Annotated in this window: 18 protein-coding genes; 14 read left to right on the top strand and 4 right to left on the bottom strand. The window is 47.9% G+C overall.

What is annotated here, in order from left to right; all coding sequences use genetic code 11:
* The gene (locus tag G3M78_11720; GenBank protein ID QPJ66025.1) at positions 1 to 1,725 is read left to right on the top strand and encodes a glycosyltransferase family 9 protein; all 1,725 of its coding nucleotides are present in this window, start codon (positions 1 to 3) and stop codon (positions 1,723 to 1,725) included.
* Here G3M78_11720 and G3M78_11715 read toward each other — a convergent pair.
* Positions 1,677 to 3,227 carry a phosphoglycerate kinase gene (locus G3M78_11715; GenBank protein QPJ66024.1) on the bottom strand — a complete coding sequence of 517 codons (1,551 nt, stop codon included), beginning with the start codon at positions 3,225 to 3,227 and terminating at the stop codon, positions 1,677 to 1,679. The genes G3M78_11720 and G3M78_11715 overlap by 49 nt on opposite strands.
* A 244-nt stretch (positions 3,228 to 3,471) precedes the next feature.
* Here G3M78_11715 and G3M78_11710 point away from each other — a divergent pair, with 244 nt between their 5' ends.
* On the top strand, positions 3,472 to 5,484 hold the full coding sequence (locus G3M78_11710) for an Rne/Rng family ribonuclease (GenBank protein ID QPJ66023.1): 2,013 nt from the start codon (positions 3,472 to 3,474) through the stop codon (positions 5,482 to 5,484).
* A 13-nt stretch (positions 5,485 to 5,497) separates the two neighbouring features.
* Here the strand turns inward: G3M78_11710 and G3M78_11705 are convergent, their stop codons facing one another.
* Positions 5,498 to 6,229 carry a formylglycine-generating enzyme family protein gene (locus G3M78_11705; GenBank protein ID QPJ66022.1) on the bottom strand — a complete coding sequence of 244 codons (732 nt, stop codon included), beginning with the start codon at positions 6,227 to 6,229 and terminating at the stop codon, positions 5,498 to 5,500.
* Complete coding sequence (locus G3M78_11700; GenBank protein ID QPJ66021.1) at positions 6,226 to 6,942, bottom strand: hypothetical protein; 717 nt, start codon at positions 6,940 to 6,942, stop codon at positions 6,226 to 6,228. Before G3M78_11700 ends, G3M78_11705 begins: the two co-directional genes overlap by 4 nt.
* A 125-nt stretch (positions 6,943 to 7,067) precedes the next feature.
* On the opposite strand from G3M78_11700, the gene G3M78_11695 reads away from it, so the two are divergent.
* From G3M78_11695 to G3M78_11640, 12 genes are all read left to right on the top strand, one after another.
* Positions 7,068 to 7,706: a hypothetical protein gene (locus G3M78_11695; GenBank protein QPJ66020.1), complete on the top strand. Its 639-nt coding sequence runs from the start codon at positions 7,068 to 7,070 to the stop codon at positions 7,704 to 7,706.
* Between the two features lie 57 nt (positions 7,707 to 7,763).
* Positions 7,764 to 8,420, top strand: a complete 657-nt coding sequence (ftsE, locus tag G3M78_11690) for a cell division ATP-binding protein FtsE (GenBank protein QPJ66019.1) — start codon at positions 7,764 to 7,766, stop codon at positions 8,418 to 8,420.
* The gene (locus G3M78_11685; protein QPJ66018.1) at positions 8,417 to 9,340 is read left to right on the top strand and encodes an FtsX-like permease family protein; all 924 of its coding nucleotides are present in this window, start codon (positions 8,417 to 8,419) and stop codon (positions 9,338 to 9,340) included. The genes ftsE and G3M78_11685 overlap by 4 nt, the downstream gene beginning before the upstream one ends.
* Positions 9,330 to 10,505, top strand: coding sequence for a peptidoglycan DD-metalloendopeptidase family protein (locus tag G3M78_11680; protein ID QPJ66017.1), 1,176 nt, complete (start codon positions 9,330 to 9,332; stop codon positions 10,503 to 10,505). The genes G3M78_11685 and G3M78_11680 overlap by 11 nt, the downstream gene beginning before the upstream one ends.
* A 112-nt stretch (positions 10,506 to 10,617) precedes the next feature.
* Complete coding sequence (locus G3M78_11675; GenBank protein ID QPJ66844.1) at positions 10,618 to 12,066, top strand: S41 family peptidase; 1,449 nt, start codon at positions 10,618 to 10,620, stop codon at positions 12,064 to 12,066.
* 26 nt (positions 12,067 to 12,092) lie between these two features.
* The gene (tsaD, locus tag G3M78_11670) at positions 12,093 to 13,109 is read left to right on the top strand and encodes a tRNA (adenosine(37)-N6)-threonylcarbamoyltransferase complex transferase subunit TsaD (GenBank protein QPJ66016.1); all 1,017 of its coding nucleotides are present in this window, start codon (positions 12,093 to 12,095) and stop codon (positions 13,107 to 13,109) included.
* A gap of 108 nt (positions 13,110 to 13,217) precedes the next feature.
* Positions 13,218 to 13,835 (top strand): flagellar basal body-associated FliL family protein, encoded by a 618-nt coding sequence (locus G3M78_11665; GenBank protein QPJ66015.1) that lies wholly within the window; start codon positions 13,218 to 13,220, stop codon positions 13,833 to 13,835.
* A 115-nt stretch (positions 13,836 to 13,950) separates the two neighbouring features.
* Positions 13,951 to 14,286: a hypothetical protein gene (locus tag G3M78_11660; GenBank protein ID QPJ66014.1), complete on the top strand. Its 336-nt coding sequence runs from the start codon at positions 13,951 to 13,953 to the stop codon at positions 14,284 to 14,286.
* 11 nt (positions 14,287 to 14,297) lie between these two features.
* Entirely contained in the window at positions 14,298 to 14,699 is a 402-nt protein-coding gene (locus G3M78_11655; GenBank protein ID QPJ66013.1) for a hypothetical protein, read from the top strand.
* A 33-nt stretch (positions 14,700 to 14,732) separates the two neighbouring features.
* Positions 14,733 to 16,217 (top strand): flagellar hook-length control protein FliK, encoded by a 1,485-nt coding sequence (locus G3M78_11650; protein ID QPJ66012.1) that lies wholly within the window; start codon positions 14,733 to 14,735, stop codon positions 16,215 to 16,217.
* Complete coding sequence (locus tag G3M78_11645) at positions 16,214 to 16,501, top strand: EscU/YscU/HrcU family type III secretion system export apparatus switch protein (protein QPJ66011.1); 288 nt, start codon at positions 16,214 to 16,216, stop codon at positions 16,499 to 16,501. The genes G3M78_11650 and G3M78_11645 overlap by 4 nt, the downstream gene beginning before the upstream one ends.
* A 161-nt stretch (positions 16,502 to 16,662) precedes the next feature.
* Entirely contained in the window at positions 16,663 to 18,834 is a 2,172-nt protein-coding gene (locus G3M78_11640; GenBank protein ID QPJ66010.1) for a LysM peptidoglycan-binding domain-containing protein, read from the top strand.
* Here the strand turns inward: G3M78_11640 and G3M78_11635 are convergent, their stop codons facing one another.
* A complete protein-coding gene (locus tag G3M78_11635) occupies positions 18,835 to 19,590 on the bottom strand; it encodes a M14 family metallocarboxypeptidase (protein ID QPJ66009.1) in 756 nt (251 codons plus the stop codon).

Raw genomic sequence — 19,590 nt, 5'->3', positions numbered from 1 at the left:
TTGCCCGAATCCATTCTCGTTCTCACTCTGACCCGCATTGGCGATCTCGTGCAGGCGACGCCGCTTATAGCGGGTCTGCGCAAGAAATATCCAGAGGCGAAAATCACACAGGTCGTTTCCTCGGATTTTGCCGAGTTTGCCGAGCGCATCCCGCATGTGGATGAAACCATCGTTTTTGATTTACGACAGTTTAAAGAAAAGCAAGAAGGCACGCTCTGGGTGAACGTTTATCGTTACCTTGAAAACTTCATGGACTCGCTCAAGGGCCGGGGCTTTGATCTGATGGTCAATCTCAGTCATTCCAAGCTCAGCGCCTTCATGAACCTTTATCTGGATATGAAAGAGTTCATTGGCTTTGCCTGCAACGAAACCGGCGACCGCATGTCGCGCCATCCCTGGATGCAGTATTTTGGCATTGAGCCTTTCAATCGCGCCTACAACCCTTTCAACCTGGTGGAAATTTTCACGCGGAGCGGCGATGTCGACCCGGGTTCCGAAGCGATTCAGATTTTGCCCCAGGCGGATGATGAAGCGTCGATTCAGAATTTGTTAGAAGAACATTCCATTCAGGAAGGCGAGTTGCTGATCGGCGTTCAGGCCGGTTCCAGCATTGAAGGACGGCGCTGGCCGACCCGCTACTTCGCCGAATTGATCGACCGATTGAGCTCTGAAATGAATGCGCGCGTTTTGCTCTTTGGCGTCGCTTCCGAATCGTCATTAGCTAAAGACATCATCGATACGGTGGCGAACAAGGAGAAGGTGGTCGACCTTACTGGAAGAACGAAGATCAATCAACTGGTCGCCATGCTCGGCAAATGCAGGTATCTGGTGACGAACGATACGGGAACCATGCACATCGCCGCCGCTTTGGGCGTGCGCATCGTCGGACTGTTCTTCGCGCATGCGCATCCCTGGGAAACCGGTCCCTTCGCTCCGGGCAATATCATTTTCCAATCGCGCATCTCCTGCGCTCCCTGTAGTTACGGAGTCGAGTGCAACAATATTATCTGTATTCACACGGTCAAGCCGCATCATGTCTTCGATGCGATGCAATATCATCATGTTTCCGGCAACTGGAATGTGGATCGAAACAATTCAGAAATGAATGTGTACACGACGGACTTTGCCTCCGACAATCGCTTTCGCCTGCGATCTCTGATGCGGCACGCTTTGACGATGGAAGATGTTTTCAGAGAATTGTATTTTCGCTTATGGCCTGCGGTGTTGAGCGGGCAGGAAGTCGCTCTGCAATGGGAGCCGGGCGAGTCGCCTCAGGAAATCTTTGCAAGCGAATATCAATGCGACGAAGCGGATGGGTTGATTCACAAGTTGGAAGAGAAAAAAACAGCTCTGGAGCAATTGATGCAGTTGGCAAGAAACGGCTCTAAATCAGCCACCCGTCTGCTCAAGAAGGTATCAAATCGTCAACTAACGAATACGGGATTGATGCAATTTAAGGATGATTTTGAAGCCCTGGACAAGAGCATTGCGGGTCTGGGCTGGTCGCATCCTGAACTCAAACCGGTCGCGGATATGTTCAGCAAGCGTAAGGAAAATTTTCAGGGAGATGATATTGTTCAACTGGCGCGCGCGACTCAGGCCTGCTATCAACAATTGGAGATTGAAAGCCTGGAACTAAAGCGGCTGGTGGAGACGGTGGATCTGAGAAGTCGGAACTATTTTAAAGAACACAGTTCCATGAGCGTCGATGTGCCCGGCAAATAACTGGCCATATCGTTCTGACCGTTGTATTTGAGGAATTTTTCGAGAAACTCGAGAGAAGCGCCGCCGCCGGTGGAAATGAAAAAATTGCTCGTGAAGTAATTCCAGAGCGTGAAGCAGTCGCTCTTTTTGAAATCGACAGAGATCAATTCCTGATTGATAGTCTCGGAAAATTGCTCCTTGATTTTTTCCTTGATGATCCGTTTCATCTCATCCATTGAGATTTTGTTGAGGATCGCCGCAGAATCCCCGCCGCCAATCACCACATACAATTCCATTTTTCGAATCGCCGATCCAAAAAGCAGTTTGGCCAGTTCCAACGAGCCTTCGGCGTAGGAAGGGCAGTGCGGGTGATCGTAGGCGCCCAAAGGGCCATTCCAGACGATGTTCCTGATATTTTCATGAAGAATCGTTTCAGTGAACATTTCAATGGTCTTGGGGCCGAGGTCGAGTTGCAATTCTTCGTCAAAATCTGGCTTGTCTTTGATGATAAAGGTGGGGTCTTCGAAATTGGCGGCGACTTTGTAATCCACCGGAAGGATGATTTCCACCTTGTTTTCCTCCGCCATCGCCATGATTTCGGCAGCCGATTTGATCTCGTTGAGCAATTCTTTGTTTTTGTCCGCGTCCAGGGATAACAGCTTTTTCGGGAGGTTTTCTGCAACCAGCGGCATTCCGTCTGAAAAACGGTCTTTTGCCAGCAAAAAGGCATTCACCATTTTTCCGCCAATAAAGATCGATTTAATTTGCGTTTGGACGAATTGTTTGAGAATATTGATCTTGTCGGCAACCTTAGCCCCGCCGGCGACAACTATAGTCTTCTTGGGATTGGCAATTGCCCTGCGGCCAAAATGCCCCAGTTTCTGAATTTCCTCATAAAGCAGATTCCCGGCGACAACGAGTTTATTTTCTTTCCTCATAACCTGAGGGAGCATGCGGATACTCTTCGTCGTTCGATGACTACACCCAAACGCACAATTAATATACACATCCGCAACATTGGCAAGCTGTTCAATGAATTCCAACCGGTAAGCGTCAGGATTGGCAGGGTCGAGCAAATATCTCAAATTAGGCAGAAATTTGATACCGCCCAGCGGAAACCGGTTATATAGAAAAATTTCAAGAGAGTTTTTTAATTGAGAATCAATAATTTCAGGAGGAAAAATCGTATAAGCGTCGCCGTAGCGCTCACGGATCAAGGTGTCGAAATGGGAACAGACAAATTGCATGTTGAAAATCCCATCCCAGCCCGTGTAGTCCTTGGTTTTATGAGGACGTCCCAAATGCGAACCAATGATGACGCGGCACTTTCCGTCAGTCAGTTCATGAATTTTTTTGAAGGTCAGGTCCAGAAAACGCCGAATGCGAGTGTCGTCCGCAACGCGGTAATACCCTTTGTGGGGAAGTAAGGGCACATTGAAATCAGATCGAATGAAGATGGTTTTCCCAATTAAATCAGCCGGCCTTAGGGCGTCCAGCGACAGTATTCCAATTTCATTTTTCATTGGGGAAACCTTTAGCGCAAAATTCCTAGAGACATTTTCTTTTATACGATTTGAAAAATTTTGCAAGCCATTTATAGAAAAATTCAATTGTCGAACGCCCCAATTGAGATCAGATAACTTATTGAATTTTATAGAATAATCTTAACAGAAACAAATTTAGAATTCACCCATAAATTGAAAGAATTTATAGAAGAGGTGGATTCGTACGAGACGCTCCCGAAAATGAGCGTTTGGAAAGGCTAAAATGTCCAAAAAAATTATGTTGATCAATGCCGATCAACCGGAGGAATGCCGAGCGGTCATTCTGGACGATGGAAAGGTTGAAAATTTCATTGTCGAGCATGCCTCGCATGAGCAGATTAAAGGGAATATTTACCTAGGCGTGATTAACCGGGTCGAGCCTGCAATTGAAGCGGCTTTTGTAGATTTCGGTGGGAAAAAATTCGGTTTCATGCCCTTCAAAGACGTGCTTCGCGAGAATTATTTGCAGACCGGCGAACGCAAGGCCAAAGTGCGCATTCAGGATGTTCTGATACGGGGTCAGAAATTGATGGTTCAAGTGGTCAAGGAGGGACGGGACCATAAAGGGCCTTCTCTTTCCAACGGCGTCTCTATACCCGGCCGATTTCTTGTATTGGTTCTTGGGAGCGGCGGTAGCGGCATCTCGCGAAAAATTGAGGATGAGGAGGAGCGTAAGAAGCTTCGTAGTATTGTCGAGGGATTTGACTTGCCGGACAACATGGGCGTCATCATCCGCACGGCAGGCGTTGGGCGAACCAAGCTGGAGTTGCAGAAAGACCTGCAGATGCTCCTGAAAATCTGGGAAACCCTGAATCAAGATATCAATAATGAATCCATGACGCCGCCTTATTTGCTTTACAAGGAAGCGGATATGGTTTTGAGGACGGTTCGCGATCATTTCACGGCAGACACCGACGAAATCATCATCGACAATAAAGAGTCCTATAAGGCAGTCAGAAATTTCATTAAAATGATCATGCCGCGCATGCAAAGCCGCGTCAAACTCTATCAGGATGTGCGCCCCCTGTTTGAAGTGCATGGCGTTGAGGAACAGATTGAAACGATCTACCACCGAACCGTTCACCTGCCATCAGGCGGTTCCATTGTCATTGATGTGGGCGAGGCGATGGTTTCCATCGACGTCAACTCCGGCAAGACCACCAGCTCGAATGAACTCGAATCCACCGCAGTGAGAACCAATATGGAAGCCGCCGATGAAGTTTCGCGTCAACTTCGTTTGCGCGATCTTGGCGGTTTGATCGTTATCGACTTCATCGACATGTTCCAGAAAAAGAACAAAATGATGGTGGAGAAACAACTCAAAAAGGCATTCAAGAAAGACAAGGCGCGAATCAATCTTGCGCGTATCTCCAAGTTTGGTTTGATGGAGATGTCTCGTCAGAGAATGTCGCCTCCTGTTAAAGAGGGCGTTTTTGAGAAATGTCCGCGTTGTAAAGGCGCAGGATATGTGCGCGGTGTGGGCGCCCTTTCCATTCTGACTCTGCGTAAAATTCAGGAAATCATTGGCAAGGATTCAGTCAAGGAAATGCGCGTAGACGTTTCGTCGGAAGTGGTTTCTTATCTATTGAGTTACAAAATGGAGTTCATCCGCGACTTGAAGGAAAAACACAAGGTTGCGATTCATTTTGATTCATCGCCAGGTCTGGAATTTGAAAACTTCAAATTCAATGTGATCGAATATTACAAGGAAGGCGAGACGCCGCCGAAAACAAATACCCGAGAACCCAGAGCGGATTCGAGGAATGGCAGAGGCCGAGTCCCTGACAACCGCAAAAAAATTGCGCAGAAGCCCCGGAGCGAGCCTCGTCAGGAACCGGCGGAGGAAGTTCGTCCTGTCGCAGAAGCAACGGCCACGATTGATGCGACGGAGCAAGAAGTAAAAGAAGGGGAGGAGCGTCCACGTTCGCGCGGTCGATACTCCCGTTCGCGTTCGCAACGAAGATCGCCTCAGGGCAGGCGTCCCCGGCAGATGCGCGGTCGGCGTCGGCGTTACACCCGGCCGGAAAGCGGTCGCTTTCAGTTCAATCGCCTGAAAACCAGCGCTAACGGCGCGCTCGATTATCGAAAACTACCGCCGAATAAGTTGTTGAACTTTTTCATGCCCTTGGGGATGAAAGAATTTTCCCAAAAGAACAGCGAGTTGCCGAAGGGGCCTGATAAACCAAAGATCAGAAAAGACGCCTTGCCAAATGTGGTGGTTGAAATACCCAAATAAATTGTAGCTGAAATTAAAGGGACTGGGCGCAACGAAACCCGGTATCCCAGAATCTCAAGTGGGGTGGGGCAAAATTCCGAAAAGAGACCATGCTGAATTCTTTCATGAATCCATGGTCGTTTTTTCGGATCGCTCCGCCGCGAGTGACTTTGAAGGTCTTGCCAAAATTGGGGTCTTTATGGTCTGAATCTGGATAGGCTTGATACCAGTCGTCGGTCCATTCTGCGACATTGCCATTCAGATCATGAATTTTATAGGGGCTGATATCGTGCGGGGTCTGGCCGACGGGTCGAACCGTCTGACTGAAGTTGGCATACTCATCCTGATAGGCATTCCCCCAGGTGAATAGAAAACCATCGCTTCCCCGCGCCGCTTTCTCCCATTCCCGTTCGCTGGGAAGTCGTTTGCCACGCCACATGCAATAGGCGTCCGCCTCGAACCAACTGACCCCCCGAACCGGTTCCAAGACCGAAATTGTTTCATATTTTGCCTTCGGTTTGAATTTGATAAAATCCTGATAGCTGACTTCATAGCGGTCGATGTAAAATGAGTCGAGATGAATCACTCTTGCAGGTTGAGCGTTGGCGCCGGACGATTGTGGAAGGTTGAAGAACTCTTTTGTCCTGACGGGATCGATGCCAAACTGGAACTTGCTCGCAGGAATCAGGACCATGTCATCCGGTTTGTTACCCTGACAGGACGCGACGAACAAAAGCAGTAAAATGAATCCAGAAATGCGCTTCAAGGCGTTGTGACGGCTGTTTGGGAAACCGTAACGGGCGGTTTCGGTTTAGGAAATCGTCCGGTGTCTTTCGACTGAAAGGCATATTCGACGGTCAGGCAGGCCGCTTCATCCCTTCCGCACACGGTGGTTCGGCAGTCCTTCTCCTGATTACGGCAATAATAATTCAGGATGCGAAATTTCATGAATTCCCCGGCATGGGTTTTCACGACGTAGACATTTTTATGCGACTCAATATTATGCGTTCGCGTGCGGTAGGTGTACCAGTCCGACAAGGCGTCATTGCTCAGTTTGCCGAAACTCCGCGTCATTTGCAGATAACCGGAATCCGGCGCAGTTTCAACGCTGTTGATATCCACTTGTCCGAGATTGACGACGCCCACTTGACCGCCGGTCGATAAATCGCCGCCGTTGGAAATGATTTTGGTTCTTTGAAAACCCAGGTCCCAGTTGATGTTTTTCAGGTCCTTGAGCTGTTCTTCCGGTTCCTTGACCTGATGCGTTTCACCCGTCGCAAAATCGACAAGGGTCCACATATCCTTTGATGTAGCGTCAATTTTGAGGAGCGGATTGTCCGCTATGAATTTTTTCGGGATTTTGGGCGGCAGGGGAACCGTTTCAAAATCTTCTATATTTCCAATCATGAAATTCAGGATTTGATGAAAGAGCAGGGTGCCCAGCATGAGGCCCGCGAATATTTTAAGAGTGCTAGTCATGTGAGAATTATAAATACAAAAAAAACAAATAGATGGCTTAGGGTTCGTTTCCCAATTCGAATGTGGTAGAGTATTATAAAAGATTGTGATGTCAATATTTTAAACCAAGTCCCGTATTTTAAAAAGTGAAAGACGAGAATATTCAGTTTAAAAAATTTCAGATAGAGAACTATCTCAAATCTGAATTTGAAAAGCGGTTTCGCAAGGCCGGGCGTATCTCCTTGCGCAAACGACAGCGATTCATGAAAGAAATCACCCAGAAGGCCAGCAAGAAATTCGGCAAGGACGTTTTATGTCTTGTCGATTTTGACAAGCGCGGTTTTCATTCCATCGTGTCCCCATCCAGAGTGGAGTCTACGGATAAAGGGCGTTTGTTTCAATCCTTCTCTCACAGTCAGGTTTTTTACACAACGCATTGCATGGAACGTTTCAGTTCGCGCACCGACACCCAGGAAAATTGCATCCTCGCTCTGGATGTTTATATGTCCGACGCTCTGCTGACCTTTGGCGAGCAGGAGGGCTATCTGACCTGTCCCGTGGGCGTGTTTGCGTATGAGTTGGAAAACGATCGTCTGATCGTAAAAACATTTTTGAATTTTGAGTTGCTGACTGAGGAGCAAATCCTCAAGTTTTATGGTCCGGGCACCATCTCTATTATCTCCGAAGAATTTCTGGCGGATGATTTCAATGAAAGCGATTTCATGTTGTCCGACGAATCGGAGCCTGTCGAAGATTTTATGGAAGCAGATGCCAATCAGACCTGAATGGCATGTTTCGACCGTGATGATCTAATTTCCTAATTCCCCGGCTTTTTCTTATCCATGATCCAGGTCTACAATGTTTTCAAATCCTATGGTGGAGCATTCCCGGCGCTGGCGAATGTGTCTCTGTCGATCAAGCGCGGCGAATTTGTTTATTTGACCGGACCCAGTGGCGCAGGCAAGACAACCCTTCTCAAAATTCTGTTTCGCTGGGAAAACATCGATCAGGGGCAGATTCTGGTGAACGGCGTCAATATCTGCAAGATATCTGCGGATCGGCTCTACCAGCATCGGCGACAAATCGGTTTTGTGTTTCAGGATTGCAAGTTACTGCCGAGGAAAACCGTATTTGAAAACATCGCATTCGCCCAGGAAATTGTCGGCGCGCCGCGAAAGACCATCAAGCTTAAAACCTGGGAGGCCTTGAAAAACGTTGGCATGACTCATAAAAAAGACGCCCTGCCGTTGCAACTTTCAGGCGGCGAACAGCAGCGCGTTGCGATTGCGCGGGCGTTGGTCAACAATCCGCAAATCATTCTGGCGGATGAGCCTACGGGCAATCTGGACCCGGATATCTCGCAGGAAATTTTAAAACTGTTTGAACAAGCTCAGAATTTGGGCGTCACGATTGTTTTCGCCACCCACAATCAGGAGATGATAAGAAACAGTCGACACCCCGTTATCATGTTGAAAAGAGGAAAACGAGTCCAGCCTTGAAGTCATTGTTCCGTTTCATCATCAATGCGTTTTTCACCACGGCGTCCAACATACGCGCCAACAAGCAATTGTTTCTGGTTTCTGTGGGAACCACGGCGATCGCTTTTTCCATACTCAGTCTGTTTTTGGCGATCTTTGTCAGTTTGACTTCAACTCTGGATAAACTGGAAGGACAGGTTCGACTGAAGGTCTATTTGAAAGATTCGGCATCCAGCGAAGAACGCGACCGGATCGAGCAATACGCCAACTCCATTGCCATCATAGAGAGCGTTGAGTACCTGGCAAAAGAGGATGCATGGAAATCCTTCAAGAAAGAGTTCTCCAATCGTCTGCCCATTTTGACGGACCTCGAATTCAATCCGCTTCCTTCTTCGTATCAGATCAAGTTCAAACAAGGCCAGCAATACCTCGACGTTTTGGCGACTGCGGCGGAAAAATTCAGCGCCCTGCAAGGCGTTGAGTCCGTTGATTACGGACGCGAATGGATCAATCGTTTTCAAAACTTCATGATGTTCATGAGAATATTTCTGCTCACGGCGGGGGGATTGCTCGCGCTGGGTTTGATTCTGATCGTGTCCAACACCATCAAATTATCCATCTACTCCCGGTCCGACGAAATCGAATTGATGCAAATGATCGGAGCCACGCCTCGATTTGTCAAAGCGCCTTTCTTGCTCGAAGGAGCGGTGCAGGGACTCTGCGGCTCCGCTCTGGCATTGCTTCTTCTGAATCTCATTCAGCGCTATGTCGACATACAATTTGGCGGAGCGATGGAATCGTCCTTTCTTGGATTTCGTTTTCATTATTTGCCGGGCGCTTATGTTTGCGGACTTATATTATTGAGTCTGGTCGTCGGTCTGCTTGGCAGTTTGTTTTCAATATTTCAATTCCTTTCTCGAGATGGCGAAAATGATAAATAGCCGCTTCCTGATCGCGCTGACTTGTTTGCTCGTCTCCCTCGTTGCGAATAGCGTTTTTTCTCAGGATATAGACGAGATCAGCGATTTGCTGGAAGGCGAGAAAAAGGAACTGGAAATATTGAAGAAGCGCATGGAGAAACAAAAGAGGTCGATTTCATCGGTTGGCGCCCAAACCAAATCGGCTCTTTCGACCTTGCGCAATCTCGACGATCAATTGAAATTAAGCGAACGGGAATTGAAAATTTATCAATGGAATATGAAAGCGAATGAACGTAAAATTGAAGCCTTGGGAAGCAAGACCGCGCGCAATGAAAAAGAGATGGTTGATATCAAGGATAAGCTGTCCCGACGCATTCGGTCCATCTACAAGGAGGGAAACCTCTTCCCCTTGAAGTTGATGTTTTCCGCCGAAAATTTCAATGACTTGATTTCTCAGTCCCGCTACATTCAATCAATCACCGAATACGACGCTGATCTTTTGAGGTCGCACCAGCAACAGATTCAGGAGTTCCAGGCTGAGCGCGATTCTCTAGAACGGGCCAGGACACAATTGGTGCGTTTCGAAAAAAATGCGCGGAAGAAACAGGAAGAGATCAAGGGGCAGAAACAGGAAAAATCCGCTTTTCTTAAAAAACTGAAACGCGAGAAGAAATTATATCTGCAAGCGCATGCCGAACTGAAAAACAGCGCGGGCAAACTGAACTCCCTCATTGCAGGGCTTGAAGAAAAACTCATTCGCGGAGAAGGTCTGGACATATCCGATAAAAAGGGTCGTCTGCAATTGCCAGTTGACGGCAAAATTCTCAACCGGTTTGGCGAGCAGAAACACAAGGATTTTGGCGCCATCATTGTCTATAATGGAGTTAATATTGAGGCCAGCAAAGGCGATGCGGTTCGCGCCGTTTCTTCTGGAACGACGCTGTTTGCGGACTTTCTTGAAGGCTATGGAAACCTGGTGATTCTGGGGCATGGCAAAGAATATCATTCCCTTTACGGCCATTTGGATGACATAATTACAGAAGTAGGAAAAACCGTTCGCACCGGTCAAATCATCGGTCGGTCAGGCGATACCGGCTCTATCGAAGGCGAAACGCTTTATTTTGAAATTCGCCACAACGGCAAACCGGTGGAACCGACGCAATGGTTTGCCGTCGCAAAAAAATGAAATATGTCGCTTTGCAGTGTGTCGCGACTTTTAGATATTCAGCATTAATACAGACCAGAATTTTCATTAACTTTAAATTGGAGACGGGACATTGAAATTTGAGATCCGTTGTATGTATTCCAGAATCCTGTTAGTCGGCATGATGACCCTGTTGTTCGCTTTTCAGTCTCCGTTCAGCGTAACGGCAAAAGAGGACGTGGAAGGGGAGAGCGAAACTCAGGCAGACACCTATGAGCGATTGAAAATTTTTTCTGAAATTCTTTCTCTGGTCGAAAGCAGTTATGTCGAAGAAGTCAAAGCCAACAATCTGATAGAAGGCGCAATTCGCGGCATGGTGAAAACTCTCGACCCGCATTCCTCCTACCTGAACGCGGAATCATTTAAAGCCATGCAGGTCGAAACCTCCGGGAAGTTCGGCGGATTGGGAATTGAAATCAGTATGCGCAACGGCATTCTCACCGTTGTATCGCCGATCGAAGACACGCCCGCGTGGAAAGCGGGAGTCAAGGCGGGCGACAAAATCATCAAGATCGAAGAAGAATCAACTCTTGATATGACTTTGACCGACGCCGTATCCCGATTGCGAGGCGAGCGCGGCAAGCCGATCAATATCACGATTTTCAGAGAAACCCGTGAGACGCCGTTTGAAGTCACTATCGTGCGCGATATCATCAAGGTGAGAAGCGTCAAGCACAAGATTTATGAAGACACTGTGGGCTACGTGAGCATACGCAGTTTCACCAAGTCCACAGCCTCGGATATGGATGCGGCCATTGCCGAAATGGAAATGAAAGGCATCACCAAACTGATTCTCGACGTACGCAACAATCCGGGTGGATTACTCAATCAGGCGGTTGAAGTCACCGACCGTTTTCTGGACAGCGAAAACCTCATTGTTTATACCAAAGGGCGCAACGAAGAACAGAATATGCGGTTCACAACCCGGGATGATATCAAGCGCGTCAAGTACCCGATGGTCATTCTTGTGAACAGCGGCAGCGCCAGCGCCTCCGAAATCGTCTCTGGAGCCTTGCAGGATTTAGGGCGCGCAATCATTTTAGGCAACCCGACTTTTGGTAAAGGATCGGTGCAAACCATCATTCCCTTGAGCGACGGTTCGGCCCTGCGCTTGACCACAGCGCGTTATTACACGCCAAGCGGACGGGTGATACAGGAGAATGGTATCGTTCCCGATATCATTGTCGATCAAGACCCGGTTTCTGAAGTTGAGGAAGATGCGAAGGAAGAAGAGAGTGAAGAAAAATCAACGATTCGACGCATCCTGCGCGAGAAGGATCTGAAAAAACATCTCAAGGGTAAGAGCAGTATCGACGGTGAAACGCCTGAAGGGTTGGACACTGTTGCCAATGATGAAAGCGACTCTGAAGAAGCGTCTGAAAGTCAGGAAAAATTAAAGGCGGATTTGCAAAAGGACGCCCAGTTGAGGCATGCAGTGTTTCTCCTGCGCGGTTGGGATATCATGAAGAACAACATCAGGCGAACCAGCGAAACGCAATCCGATGAATCGGCGGCAGATCAAGTCAGTTTTAATAATCGCTGATCAGCGCCCTAGACACGTATTAAACAATGACGGATCAAACTGTTTACACCCTTGGTATTGAAACATCCTGTGATGAAACCGCCGCCGCTGTAATTAAGAACGGTCGCGAAATTTTATCGAACGTGATTTCCAGCCAGGAAGCGATTCATTCGCGTTACGGCGGCGTGGTGCCAGAACTGGCGGGTCGAGCGCATGTGGATGTGATCGACCAGATCATTCTGCAGGCTCTGAATGAAGCCGGTCTTTCCTGGCAGGACATCGATCAGGTCGCCGTTACCGAAGGGCCTGGACTGGCCGGATCCCTGCTTGTTGGACTCAATGTCGCCAAGGCGATCGCCTATGCCCTGAAAATTCCCATTATCGGCGTGAATCATCTTGAAGGTCACTTGACATCCATCTACCTTCAGGAAGCGGTTGAATTCCCTTACATCGCTCTCAGTGTTTCAGGCGGGCACACAGATTTGTACCGCGTGGAGCGTTTTGGCTCCTATCAATTGCTGGGGCGTACCCGCGACGATGCGGCGGGTGAATCCTTTGACAAGGTCGCTAAAATGCTTGGTTTGGGATACCCTGGCGGCCCTTTGATTGAAAAGCTAGCAAGGGAGGGCAATCCTTCGGCTCATGCCTTTCCAAGAGCCATGCTGGACAAAGATTCGCTGGACTTCAGTTTCAGCGGCGTTAAAACTTCCGTTAAAAACTTTCTTCTCAATCGCGAAGCGACGGGCTTGTCCGATGCTGATGTCGCCGCCAGTTTTCAAGAGGCGGTGATCGATACCTTGGTGAAAAAATTATTACTCGCTTGTCGGAGTGAGTCCATATCCCGCGCAGTAGTTACCGGCGGCGTTGCCGCAAACGGGGCGCTACGAGCCAGAACGCAGAGCGTTTTGGGCAAAGAGGGCATCGCTTCGTATTTCCCCAAGCCTGTTTACTGCACGGATAACGCCGCTATGATCGCTTGCGCCGGGCATTTCAAATTTCTGGAACAACCGGAACGCTGGGACAATGCGTTTTCTCTGGACGCTCTTGCCAATCTTTCCCTGTAGATCGCGCAACCTGGCTCCACCCTTATCAGCGAGTGGTTTTTTTTGATCTTTAAGTCGATGAATATTGAAGTGACAACAAGTCATTTGCAAACTATTGGTGATTGAATTATGGCGGAAGACAATCAACTTGACGACGGTGAGGCGGCGGAACTAGAGAAGCTTCTCGGAGAAGGCGAAGGCGATGAGGGGGGAGGATCTACAGCGGCTGGCGGTTTTCTGGGGAAATTATTTTCCAGTAAAAAAGCCACCATCATCACGCTTTCTATTTTACTTGTCGTCATATTGGGGTTAGGGGCAGGGATTTACTTGTTCTTGCAGGAAGAGCCTGTCGCTGTCGAAGAGGCGGCGCTAGATTCAGCGGAACCGGTTCTGGAAGACGACGAGGAAAAAAAAGAGATTGTTGACAAGGTCTATATTTACCGTCTCGGCGCGTTTTTCCTTCCTCTCTTGAATGACGGCGTTGAAACGGGTAAATTCATTTCGATAACGCCCAATTTGAAATTGAGTAACGCCACATTATTTAAAGAAGTCACCAAAGTTAAACCTTTGATTCGAAAGAATATATACGTCATTTTAAAGCGCAAGTCCCCGGATGAATATTTAAAGGATAAAATCAAGACCAAAGAGAAAATCAAAAGGGAAATTCTAACCGCTTCAAATGCTTTATTACTCAGTGGTACAGGGACGATCAATGACGTATTTTTTACGAAATTTATCGTCAAGTAACTCGCTTAAATGACGTAACTTATTATATATATTGATTTTCTGAAGCGCGGGGCGCTTGACAACCCCTGTCGGGAATGTATATTAGTTAGATAGCATGTTCTACGGAGGTTCGGCGATGTCTTCAATTGTTCCAATCAATACACAGCAAGTGTTGCATATGGGCCACATCGTTGAGAAGGTGCAGGATGTTGCCCAACATCTGCCTGCGGTCACTCACCAGCAACTGGAAGAAGAACGCATCGAGGAAGACGAACGTCGACGCAAAGAGGTCCAGGAACTGGATGAGAGCAGTTCTATCACCCCTTTTGACGCAGACAGCTCCAATCAACAGACTCCAGAGCAAAAAGACGACGAGGAGGAGAAGGAAGAATTGGCTCTTACTGAAGAGGCTTCTGTTGATCAGCCTAAGACCAGCGAAGAAGACGGTCATAAGATCGATCTGGTGGTTTAAACCTTTCCGGAATGACTCTCCTTCTCATTTTCAGCATTTTGCTCAGTCTGGTTTGCCTGGCTTCCTTTGCCATTTGCCTGATAAAGCTCAAAAAACTTGAAAAAACCCTGCTGGAAAGCCCTGCACAAGCTCAGGATTTATTGGACCTTAGAGATTCGATTGACGATTTGAATCAAGAAGGGCTAAAGATTGCGCGGGAAATTGGCGAAAAGCTGGAGGAGTACCGCGAGCTTCAGCGTAAGGGCGTTGCTCCTGTTTCACAGACCCAGCCATCTCCACCGAATGACGGTCCGTCGGACAAATATGCCGAAGTGATTCGTCTGGCGGACGAGGGCATGAAGCCTTTAACGATTTCAAGAAAACTCAACATGCCCATTGGCGAAGTTGAATTGGCGATGACCCTTCGTCAATAAAAACGGATCACTTTGTGATCGAGGGATGCACCTGTGCAAATCAACGAGCTGTCGGCGGCAATCCTTAAAATTTTGTCTGGAGAATCAGGCGGCGGTCCCGATGCGGCATTTTTAAAATCACTGCAGGTCGGCCAGATTCTCAATGGCGCCATCCTCAAAATTCTGCCTCAGGGAAAAGCGCTAGTCGATTTTCAGGGGCGTTCCGTCATGGTTCAGACCCAAACCCCGCTGTCTCCGGGCCAGCAGATTAGCGCCCGGATAGAGCAAGCCGAGCCTAATCCCGTCCTTAAAATTATACCGACTCCGCATACGGCACCTCTGGAGCCGCGCGGCGACTCCCTGACCCTGCAATCGCGTCGCCAATCGCCTGAACAAGGCGTCAGGCTTGTTTTAAAGATGCCGGATGAGCAGGGCCTTGCATCCAAACTGCAAATACGCCAAGGCGCTGAAGTGACGGCGACGGTGACCCGTGCGCCGGGCAATGACTCGCTTGTTGTGACGGCGAATCATCGAACAGCAAGGTTGAAGCTTACCAATGAAATTCCGCTACGCCCTGGCGATACGTTCACGATTCAATCTCAGCCGGATAATCAGCTGACTTTAAAATTCAGTCTGCCAGCGGCCCCCGAGCGACCCGCCGTTGTGAGTCCGGCAATGCTTCGGCCATATTTGCCGACGAAGTCTGACATGTCGGCCCTCGCCGAAAAACTGCAAACGCTGACTCAGTCCCTGCCTGTGGACAGCTTGTCTATTAAAGATAAATCTCTGCTGGATGGTTTGGGGAAAAGCTTGCAATCATTGACGCCGCAAGCTGATCGCGTTCCTGGCGAACAGGCTTTGAGAAGGGCGACTGAAACGCAGACGAAGACGTTGGAGTCCAAACTACTCGCTGTCTTGCAATCAGGATCGAAACCGGATATCCAGCCGCATTTGCAGACCGATTTGAAGAGTCAATTGCTCGGCTTGCAAACTCTCCTCGAGAAACCGGAGGCAGGCCCCAGCCAAACTCATATTGCCAGTAAATTGAATATTTCAGAGATTATCTCAACGATTCGCGGCGCCCTGGATACCTTGGAATTCAATCAATTATCACAGCAATTTGCCAAGCAGGAATCGCAACCCCTGGTTCTGAATTTTCCAAATCCATTTTCTCAACAGGACAAGTCTTTCAAGGTTTATGTTCGAAAGATGGATGATTCAGAAGAGGGCGAAGCAAGACAGGGCGACCCTCAGGGTTTTAACGCAGTCTTCATGTTGGATTTAACCGCTCTCGGGGCTTTGCAGATTGATGCGAAGGTTCACAATAGAAATGTTTCAGTTCAGTTTGCGGTCGAAAATGAAAGCATTGCGGGTTTTATCGAAATGAATCTTCCTGAATTGACCCAGGCTTTGAATGAGATTGGCTATTCCGGGATCGCGACCTGTTGTATTAAAAAGCAGGAAGAAATGGTGATTGACGACGCACTCGAAAAATTATTGGTTACAAGAGATGCGCGTCTTGTGGATGTGCAGACATGAATCCAGCCAACGCGCCTCATAGAAAGACTGCGGTCACATTAAAATATGACGCTCAAAAAGATGAGGCCCCCCGTGTCACAGCAAAAGGGAAGGGGGGCGTCGCTGAAAAAATCATCGAACTGGCGCGGCAAAACGGAATTCCAATCAAAGAAGACCCGGATCTGACAAGCGTGCTCTCGCAGATTGATGTGGGAAAGGATATTCCCCCGTCTTTATATAAAGTGGTTGCGGAGTTGCTGACCTTTGTCTATCAGGTCAATAAAAAATATACCGGTCCTTCATGAAATCCGGTTTTCCTTGACGGGCCAGTTTTGCTTTGCTATCCTTTTCAAATTAAAGGGCTTACTTCAATTCTTTTTTTGTAATCGTGAAGCCTGTTATTTATCTGAGTCCTTTAAAATTGTAGTTGTGTTTCAAAATAAAAACGACTTTCAACGAGCCTCCATTGGTATTTAAATTAACAATACGCGTCGTTCTGGCAGTGTTCGTTTTTGCCTTCCTTTCTTTGCCGGCGCAAGCCAGTTTACCCAAGCTACAACCCGCTGACGAAACGCATTTCGCAATTCCCCATGGATTTGAGGATCGCGTTGCATTTTGGGTCGACGTTTACTCAAAACATTCAACCAGCCATGCGATCGTTCATGACTCCAATGATCTGAGTATCGTTTATGAAGTGGTGGATTTGGGGAGCAACCGCTTGTCAAGAAGAGAGAGAGATCGCATCACAGACAAGGTCAAGGCGGGCTACAAAAAAATACTGAGAAAACTGGCGCGCGCAAAGAATTTCACAGGTTTATCGAATAAGGAAATGGCGGTTTACCGTCTGGTCAAAAAAGATTTTAACAAGGCGGCGCGAAGTATTCGGGTACAGATTGGGCAGAAAGATCGTTTTAGAGGTGGGATCGAGCGTTCGGGTCTGTATATGGAGGAGATTGAGAGGATCATCCGCAATCACGGATTGCCCATTGAACTTTCCGTTCTTCCTCACGTTGAATCCTCTTTTCAGCTGTCGGCCTATTCGAGCGCTGGAGCGGCTGGGATCTGGCAGTTCACTCGCGGAACAGGACGGATGTTTATGAAGATTGGCTACGACGTGGATGAACGTCTGGACCCGATCCTGGCAACGACTGCGGCCGCCAAATTGCTTAAATTGAATTACAAAAATCTAAAGAATTGGCCCTTGGCGATTACGGCATACAACCACGGTTTGCAGGGAATGAAACGTGCGCAAAAAAAACATGGATCAAATATAAAACGAGTGGTTGATTCTTATCGCAGTCGCATCTTTGGCTTTGCCTCAAAGAACTTTTACGCGGAATTTCTTGCGGCCTTGCATGTTGTCAGGAATAAAGAGAAATATTTTCCTAATTTGAACATCATGCTCCCTGTCAAGATGACGTCCTTGCATTTTACTGATTACGTTCACGTGGATACATTGATTGACCATTGGGGAATGACGCTTGAGGAGATTAAAGAATATAATCCTTCTTTGCGAAAACCGGTTTTGTCTGGTGAAAAACGTATTCCCATGGGTTTTGTTTTCAAAGCCCCGCAACGAAGCTATGCGAAATTGGCATCGCTTTATGACACGATTCCTCAGAGCAGAAAGTATTCGAGTCAGGTGCGCTCCAAATGGCATACCGTAAGCAGAGGGGATACCTTGTCAGGGATCGCTTTGCGATATGGAACCAGCGTTCAAAAATTAAAGAACTATAATAATATTGGTCGGAAAAACCGAATCTATGCAGGGCAGGTATTGAATCTTCCCGGTACGGGCCGGAGCCGCCACTCTTCTCAAGAGAGAGAAACTATTCAGCGCGTTAATCTGGGTGACCGGCAGATGGTGCGCTACAAAATTCGCAAGAGAGACAATCTCACAAAAATTGCGCGGCGCTTCAATACCGACATCAAGGAATTGGCTCGATTGAACCGCATCAACGATCTTCACTCGATTCACCCGGGGCAATGGCTGAAAATCCCCGCTTCCAAGGCTCTCATCCAGAACGAAAACGAGCCGGAAAAAGTCATTCAGATCGCACGCAAAGAAAGCTCTGCTATCGCCTTGTCTGTTAATAAAAGGGATGTTAAACCGACTGCAGATAAATTAGGTCAAGTTAAACTGGCTCACTTGGAACGACTCAATCAGAATCGTCCCGCCTTTCGTCCGGTTTCATTCAATGTGGAGAAAAAAAATAATGCGGCGAGTGATCCCAATGTGGGATGGATCACCGTTGATTTCGACGAAACTCTCAGTCATTACGCTGAATGGGCTGGCGTCTCTGTGAGAAAAGTTTTGCGCTTCAATGGGCTGAGCCGTCAAGCGTCATTATCTATCAATGAGCGGGTGAAGGTTCCTCTGAATCGAGTCACGCCGGACGAGTTTGAAGAACGACGTCAGGAATATCATAAAGCGATTCAGGAAGACTTTTTTAACAACTACGAAATCAAGCGGCTGGTTGTTAGAAATGTGAAAAAAGGGGAAACCTTGTGGGAAATTTGTAACGACAACATTATCATTCCCTTTTGGTTGCTCAGCAGTTACAACACCGACAAAAACATCAATTCTCTTTCCGTTGGCGAACCGATCGTGATTCCCATGATCGCTCCTATCGCTTAATCAGACAAACAATTCTTGATAATGCCGCAAGGCGCTGGGCACTGCGGCACAATGCGCTTCAACACGCCGCTCAAGAGCTTCGCCGCCAGGCGTTTCCAAAGTGAGGCAGGCGTTGGCGCCTTTGTGATAGGCGTAAAACGCCATTGGCCAAAACTCCAGTTGTACGGGTTGTTTTGACACTTCAATCATTCCGCCTTCAGCCACATGACCGTCAATCTCATTGGACAAATTCAGCGGCGTGATGAGTTGAACATCTCTCAAAATCAATCCTCCAAACCTTTCGCAATCATGTCGCCTGATTTTTTGATAGAGATAATAGCCGTTTGATTCTGTGTCCTCATGCAATTCCAGCGTCAGATCAAAGGGGCGTTCAAAAATATCCTGAACGCATTTCACTTCCTCTGGGGGAGGGTAGGTATTGAATAAGCGATTCAAGTCCTGATCCATCGAATTGTTACGCGTGCCCCGATTCAAGCCGTCGGGATTGATGCAGGGCAGAATCACAAATTCCCAGTCATTGAGAAAATCATCCAGTAGATTGTTTTCCAGCATTGCGCAAACAGCTTCGACGCCGCCGGGTTCGTCCCCGTGAATGCCTGCGGATATTAGAGCGCGATGGGGGCGTTGAACTCCCTTGTCAATACGCATCAATGCATCGCCTGCAGGGGATCGACCGATTTCAAGTATTGGCGTGTCGCTATGCGCAGACCATGCCTCCAACCGTTGAACGATTTTTGAATAGTAGGATTCAATCAC

Source organism: Candidatus Nitrohelix vancouverensis, assembly GCA_015698305.1.
GTDB classification, from domain to species: domain Bacteria; phylum Nitrospinota; class Nitrospinia; order Nitrospinales; family VA-1; genus Nitrohelix; species Nitrohelix vancouverensis.
The sequence above is the reverse complement of the archived record's forward strand: the minus strand, read 5'-3'. Positions and strand labels throughout refer to the sequence as shown.

Excerpts from the sequence above, each read along its gene's own strand:
- G3M78_11665 (QPJ66015.1), top strand. The coding sequence starts at position 13,218 with ATGGCGGAAGACAATCAACTTGACGACGGTGAGGCGGCGGAACTAGAG.
- G3M78_11700 (QPJ66021.1), bottom strand. The coding sequence starts at position 6,942 with ATGACTAGCACTCTTAAAATATTCGCGGGCCTCATGCTGGGCACCCTG.
- G3M78_11710 (QPJ66023.1), top strand. The coding sequence starts at position 3,472 with ATGTCCAAAAAAATTATGTTGATCAATGCCGATCAACCGGAGGAATGC.
- tsaD (QPJ66016.1), top strand. The coding sequence starts at position 12,093 with ATGACGGATCAAACTGTTTACACCCTTGGTATTGAAACATCCTGTGAT.
- G3M78_11655 (QPJ66013.1), top strand. The coding sequence starts at position 14,298 with ATGACTCTCCTTCTCATTTTCAGCATTTTGCTCAGTCTGGTTTGCCTG.
- G3M78_11680 (QPJ66017.1), top strand. The coding sequence starts at position 9,330 with ATGATAAATAGCCGCTTCCTGATCGCGCTGACTTGTTTGCTCGTCTCC.
- G3M78_11645 (QPJ66011.1), top strand. The coding sequence starts at position 16,214 with ATGAATCCAGCCAACGCGCCTCATAGAAAGACTGCGGTCACATTAAAA.
- G3M78_11675 (QPJ66844.1), top strand. The coding sequence starts at position 10,618 with ATGTATTCCAGAATCCTGTTAGTCGGCATGATGACCCTGTTGTTCGCT.
- G3M78_11660 (QPJ66014.1), top strand. The coding sequence starts at position 13,951 with ATGTCTTCAATTGTTCCAATCAATACACAGCAAGTGTTGCATATGGGC.
- G3M78_11715 (QPJ66024.1), bottom strand. The coding sequence starts at position 3,227 with ATGAAAAATGAAATTGGAATACTGTCGCTGGACGCCCTAAGGCCGGCT.
- ftsE (QPJ66019.1), top strand. The coding sequence starts at position 7,764 with ATGATCCAGGTCTACAATGTTTTCAAATCCTATGGTGGAGCATTCCCG.